A 6,261-nucleotide genomic window follows, 5' to 3' on the forward strand; every position below is an offset into this window, starting at 1 on the left:
GCGTGGGCGGTGTTGCTCACGGCCTCGATCTGCTCGACGGGGTTGTTGCCGAGGGCGTTGCCGCCGAGGGCGACGACAATACGATCGGGCTTTCCGTACGGTTTACTCATAGTGTTCGTTCACTTCCCAGCTACTAGCGAAGCGTCGCGTACATCATGGCCTTAATGGTATGCATGCGGTTCTCGGCCTCCTGGAACACGCGAGACTGCGCGCTCTCAAAGACCTCGTCGGAAACCTCCATCTCGGTCACGCCGAACTTCTCGGCAATCTCGGCGCCGATGGTGGTCTGCGTATCGTGGAAGCTCGGCAGGCAGTGCATAAAGATGGCGCCGGGGTTTGCCTTGGCCATGACCTCGGGCGTTACTCGATAGGGAGAGAGGAGATCGATTCGGCTCTTCCACAGCTCCTCAGCCTGGCCCATACCGACCCAAACGTCCGTATAGATCACGTCTGCATCCTTGACGCCCTCGTCGATATCCTCAGTGAGCTGGATCGTGCAGCCATTCTGAGCGGCGATCTCCTGGCAGCGCTCAAGAAGCTCGGGATCGAAGTGCGTGGCGCCCTCGACATCGCCCTTGGGTCCGCAGGAGCAGAAGTTAATGCCGAGCTTGGCGCAGATAACCATCAGGGAGTCGCTGACGTTGCCCTGCTCCTTGCCCATATAGGTGAGCTTCATGCCGCGCGTGTCGCCAAACTCCTCACGCATGGTAAGAATGTCGGCAAGGGCCTGGGTGGGATGGTACTCGTTGGTCAGACCGTTCCAGACGGGAACGCCAGCCTTGGCGGCAAGCTCCTCGACGATCGACTGGTCGGAGCCGCGATACTCAATACCGTCATACATGCGACCGAGCACGCGGGCGGTATCCTCGATGGACTCTTTCTTGCCCATCTGCGACGAGCCGGGGTCGAGGTAGGTCACACCCATACCCAGGTCCATACCGCCGACCTCGAAGGCACAGCGCGTGCGCGTTGAGGTCTTCTCAAACAGCAGGACAATGTTCTTGCCCTCGAGAAAGCGGTGCGGATAACCGGCGCGCTTCATATCCTTGAAGCTCTTTGAGAGGTCGAGCATGTACTCGATTTCCTCAGACGTAAAGTCAAGCAGGGTAAGAACGCTTCGACCAGAAAGATTAAGAGCCATGATTTGAGTCCTTTCGGTTGTTGGAACACACAAGGAGGGATGGGCGGCGCAGACCACACGCGCCGCCCAGATACGCTAACGCTGACTAGATTTCCTCACGCCAGAACGGCATGGTCATGCAACGCGGGCCGCCGCGACCGCGAGAAAGCTCCTCGGAGGGAGCGACGAGCAGCTCGACGCCAGCCTTGTAAAGAGCATCGTTGGTTACAACGTTGCGCTCATACACGCAGACCTTGCCCGGTGCGACCGCAAGAGTGTTGGAACCATCGTTCCACTGCTCACGGGAAGCCTCGATCGGATCGCCGCCACCGCACTCAATCATGGTGATATGGTCCATACCCGTCGCAAGCTCGAGGATATGCTGCAGGGTGCCCTCGAGTTCCTCGATATGCACCTCCCCCTCCGAATCGCCCTTGGTCAGGCGGTAGGCACGAAGCGTCTGGTAGATGCCGGGATAGACCGTGAACTTATCGCGATCGACCTGCGTGCAGACGGTGTCGAGGTGCATGTAGGCATAGCCGTGCGGAATCTTGATGGCATAGATGTTCTCGATCTCAGCCTCATCGGAACCCCAGAACATATTCTTGGCGAGCTCATCGATGGCTGCAGTCTGGGTGCGCTCGGAAATACCGATGGCGAGCGTCTTGGCGTTGATGTTGAGGATATCGCCGCCCTCGATATGCCACTCGCTGTTGTGGTCATACCAAATGGGGCTACCAGCGTAATCAGGATGGTTACGCAGCACCGTTTCGTAGAAGATTACTTCGCGATTGCGCTGATTCCAGTACATGCGGTTCATGGTAGCGCCCTTGCCCACGACAGCCAGAGGGTCACGGGAGAAATACGAGGCCGGCATGGGGAACAGCACCATATCGTCAGCCTTCAACTCCTCGCCGTCCATACTGGCAAGAGAACCGCCGACCTTGGGGATCTCGAGGTCGCGAACGTAGAGGCCGCCCATGGCAGCAAGGACAAACTCCTTGTTGTCCTTAATCGAATCAAGCTTCTCGACAACGGCCTGGCGAAGGGCCGCGTTGGAGATGCCGGACTCACCCATGAACTTCGTCATGAACTCTGCGCGAGTACCCTCGACTTTGTCAAACGTCTCAGCGAGCAGCTCTTCCATATAGACGACCTCGGCGCCAGCGCCGCGAAGAAGGTCGGTAAACTGATCGTGCTCTTTCTGGGCATAGTCCAGATAGAACGCGTCGTGAATCCAAACGCGGTCGAAATCCTCCGCCTTCATGTTTACAAGATCCATACCGGGGCGATGGACGCACATCTTCTTAAGGGCGCCAATCTCGCTATGAACGTTCAGTCCTTTGTTCATCTCTATCCTTCTTTCTTACAACTGTATGTAAGGTTTTGCTTTTACGGCAAGGGGATAAGGCCCGAAACCGCAGTGAATGCCATGCAGATAACGCTCACGACCAGGAAGAATTTCCAAGCAACCTTCCACCACTGGCCAAGCGGAATCTTGCAGACGCCAAGACCGGCAACGAGCATCGCGCTTGTTGGCGAAATGAGAGACATGGCCGCGCTGCCCATGGAAAGACCCGTAACTGCAGCCTCGGGGTTTAAGCCCATCAGCTCAACAAGCGGGCCAAAAATTGGAATCGTAAGAGCAGCGATACCCGAAGAGCTCGGAACGAGGATCGACAGAAGGTTATCCACGACATAGAGGATGCTCGTAAAGATAACGGCTGGAACTCCAGTGAGAGCCGTGGCGAGCGTATTGAGAATCGTATCGATGATGAGGCCGTCATTGGCGATTACGAGGATTCCGCGGGCAAGTCCAACAACGATGGCAGAGAACGCGAAGTCTGCAATTCCCTTAACGAACTCGCCAGCGATCTCCTTCTCATTCATCCCGGAAACAACACCAGAAAGAAGGGCCATGGCCAAGAAAATCGCAGAGATTTCGTTCATGTACCAGCCCTGGGCTACCAGGCCCCAAATGATAGCGCCAAGTCCAAGCACGAAAATAACCATGACGGCTTTTTGCTTAGCGGTGAACTCGCTATCGAGGAGGTTCTCATCCGCGCCAAACTCTTTGCGTTTCTCGATATCATCGTGGAAAGCGGGGGACGCTTCGGGGTTTTTCTTAACCTTGAGGGCATACATTACAACCCATGCGACGGCAACCGCCGTGAGCACGGCAAGGGCAATAGTACGCAACCAAAGCTGGGGGTTGCCCTGGATACCGAGGATGCCCTGGGAAATCAGGACGTTGAACGGATTGACGGTAGATGCGATGTATCCGATACGGGCACCCACAAACACCGTCATGAACGCTGTAATTGAGTCGAAGCCCATGGCCATCATGATCGGCATAAGAATCGCAAAGAACGGAAGCGTCTCCTCTGCCATACCAAAGGTGCTGCCGCCCAAGGCAAAAAGCACCATTAGGATCGGAATGATGAGGACGTCCTTGCTCTTGAACTTTTTCACCACTCGAGCTACGCCACTCGTGATGGCTCCGGTCGCCGTGATGACCTGGAAGGAACCTCCCACGATCATAATGAATGCAACGACCTCGACCGCTTGCTGGATGCCGATCGCAGGGGCCTCAAGTACTTCGAAGATGCCTTGGCGAAGATCGACCTCGTTGCCGTCCTCGTCCGTATAGACCTTATCGACAGGCTCATAGGTGCCCGAGACCGTTACCTCGCGACCGTTAACCTCCTGGCGCTCAAACGAACCCGAAGGCACGACCCAGGTCAGAACGGCAAATACGGCCATCAAGACGAGAATGATGGTGTACACGTGCGGGACTCGAAGAGTGCGCTTCTTTTCTGTCTCTGCCATCTCTCCTCCTTAATTCAGGGGTTTTTCGTTGCCGGCAAAGCCATTGTGTCATCGCGCAAAACACCCTTCCGTCTCTTCGCCCGCCAACGAAGCGCATCGACCCGTAAACGGATTTCAGATTGATGTAATTTGTCAATTTGATATCTAAATTGATGTTTAACATCAATTACTAAGCCGGTTCGTGCCATTCACCTGTGACAGATATGATGTAAATTGAATCAAACTCGTAATGTGCCACTATGGAAGCAATAAATACTCACCGCCAAAGCGAGGTCACATGTCCGCATTGCATGTTCAAAATGAAATAGGAAAGCTAAAAAAGGCCCTCCTGCACTGCCCCGGCTCCGAAACGCGCAATTACCCCGACGGGCAGTTCAATCAAGTCTTTACGCTACGCCCGTCTAGCAGCTCATTCGATCTTGAAAAGGCTCTCAAGGAGCATCATGCTTACTCGGCGATGCTCGAGCGCGAAGGAGTAGAGATTCTCTATCTTGAAAACCTTCTTACCGAAGCCCTTGATGCGACAGAGCAAGCGCGTCGCTCTTTTATCGATAGCTACATTTCAGAATGCGGCGCGCGGGGCATTGAGCTCGAGTCTGCCATTCGCGAGTATCTCGAGCGCATCGAAGGCTCCCGCGCCCTTGCTCAAGCAGCAGTCAACGGCATCCGCTACTCCCAGGTCTTCAACACAGATAAAGAGGTGTTCAGCCTCACGAAACTGACGGCAGACGCATACTCACCTGACGATCTTCTCGTAAGCCCCCTTAACACCATGTGGTTCACACGCGATCCGGCGAGCGTCATCGGCGAAGGCGTTACGCTCAACCACATGTACTGGCCAGAGCGCAACCGTGAGGTTATCGCCTACAAAACGATTTTTACCTATCACCCAGATTTCCGCGAGACCCCTCAGTTCTTCAAGCATGAATCGACTTACCACATTGAAGGCGGCGACCTGCACAACCTCAACAGCGAAAACATAGCCGTTGGAATCTCGCAACGAACCGAGCCGGCGGCGATAGACACTTTAGCAAATAACTTGCTGTGGGATGAGAACTCGACTATTGAGTCCGTATGGGCCATTCAGGTCCCCTACGATGACCTCTGCATTCATCTCGACACATATTTCACTCGCGTTGACTACGAGACATTCCTCGTTGCTCGGGAGCTTCTCGACCAAGCGCGAGTCTACCGCATTACGCGGGGCAGATCGGAAGGGACAACCCATGCGTGTCATGTCGCAGGCGGACTGAAAGAAGCGTTGCGATTAGCCCTAGGTTCAAGTTCGTTGCAGTTTATCCTTTGCGGTGGCTCAAATCCCGGAGCAGCAGAGGTCGAAAGGACCAACAATGCCACAAGCACCCTTTGTTTGGAGCCAGGCAAGGTCTGCGTATACGAAGAAAACGCCGAAACCAACAAAGCGCTGGAGCAGGCCGGTATTGACCTTATTCCCATCTCTATCTTTGAGCTGACAAACGGCTTTGGCGGCCCCAACTGCCTCTGCCTCCCCCTCGTCCGCACTTCATAACATGGGAACGGGTCAAAACATAAAGGCGCTTCGCAAGCGCGACCAGCTGACACAGGAGGAATTCGCGGCACTCATCGGCGTCTCCAAAGAAACGGTATGCCGCTGGGAAAAGGACCGCTATACAATCCGCCGCTCAACGTTGCTCAAGATAGTATCGAAATTTAACCTGCAGCTCGACGACCTCACATCTGAAACCGCAGGGCTTGCCGCAAAGCTCGACCACGAGGGGCGGAAGGGGGAATCCAAAGAAGTTACTACTGATTCCCTTTGCGATGTATTTAAAATCTTGAAGAATGGAGGCAGAACGGGACTTAAACAAACCGGAATAACCGCGCTTCCCTCATCCGTATTCAAGAAACATCGCGGGTGCTTCTTTGTTCAAATGGACACGTCCGCCATGTCCAAATGCTACCCGATTGGATCCCTTCTCCTCGTGGATCCAAACCTGAAACCCTGGAACGGATGCTCCGTCCTCGCTTTGGCCGATAATTCAAGAATCGTCATACGTCGTTATAGCACCGGTACGAACACCGTGATGCTCTCATCCTACTCATATCGCACAGCGGAACCGGATATCGTGCTGGACAAACGCCGAATTAGGATTCTGGGAATCATCGTCTGGTTTCAGGCATCCCATGATCTGAGCATCTAACCAAATTTGCTCTTGTTTACCCCCTGCACACATCTCAAACAGCAAAAGCCCCGCAGTCGGAGCGGACTGCAGGGCTCATGAAGAGAGGCTAGTTTGTGGGCGCTTTGCCTGGCGCCCACGAGAGAGGCAACA

5 protein-coding genes and 1 pseudogene are annotated in these 6,261 nt (G+C 54.6%); 2 read left to right on the plus strand and 4 right to left on the minus strand.

What is annotated here, in order from left to right:
• The 4 genes and pseudogenes from AQ996_RS10170 to AQ996_RS09205 all read right to left on the minus strand — a co-directional run.
• Window positions 1-110, minus strand: a pseudogene (locus tag AQ996_RS10170) (carbamate kinase); the annotation flags it as partial.
• Window positions 111-133: 23 nt separating this feature from the next.
• Window positions 134-1,141, minus strand: coding sequence for an ornithine carbamoyltransferase (argF, locus tag AQ996_RS09195; RefSeq protein WP_055252605.1), 1,008 nt, complete (start codon window positions 1,139-1,141; stop codon window positions 134-136).
• Between the two features lie 85 nt (window positions 1,142-1,226).
• Window positions 1,227-2,471: an arginine deiminase gene (locus AQ996_RS09200; protein WP_055252607.1), complete on the minus strand. Its 1,245-nt coding sequence runs from the start codon at window positions 2,469-2,471 to the stop codon at window positions 1,227-1,229.
• Between the two features lie 41 nt (window positions 2,472-2,512).
• The gene (locus AQ996_RS09205; RefSeq protein WP_070097169.1) at window positions 2,513-3,949 is read right to left on the minus strand and encodes a YfcC family protein; all 1,437 of its coding nucleotides are present in this window, start codon (window positions 3,947-3,949) and stop codon (window positions 2,513-2,515) included.
• Between the two features lie 277 nt (window positions 3,950-4,226).
• On the opposite strand from AQ996_RS09205, the gene AQ996_RS09210 reads away from it, so the two are divergent.
• A complete protein-coding gene (locus tag AQ996_RS09210) occupies window positions 4,227-5,477 on the plus strand; it encodes an arginine deiminase (protein ID WP_055252609.1) in 1,251 nt (416 codons plus the stop codon).
• A gap of 1 nt (window position 5,478) precedes the next feature.
• On the plus strand, window positions 5,479-6,129 hold the full coding sequence (locus tag AQ996_RS09215) for a LexA family transcriptional regulator (RefSeq protein ID WP_055252611.1): 651 nt from the start codon (window positions 5,479-5,481) through the stop codon (window positions 6,127-6,129).
• Window positions 6,130-6,261: the final 132 nt, after the last annotated feature.

The sequence above is a fragment of the Collinsella aerofaciens genome (assembly GCF_001404695.1).
Lineage (GTDB): Bacteria > Actinomycetota > Coriobacteriia > Coriobacteriales > Coriobacteriaceae > Collinsella > Collinsella aerofaciens_E.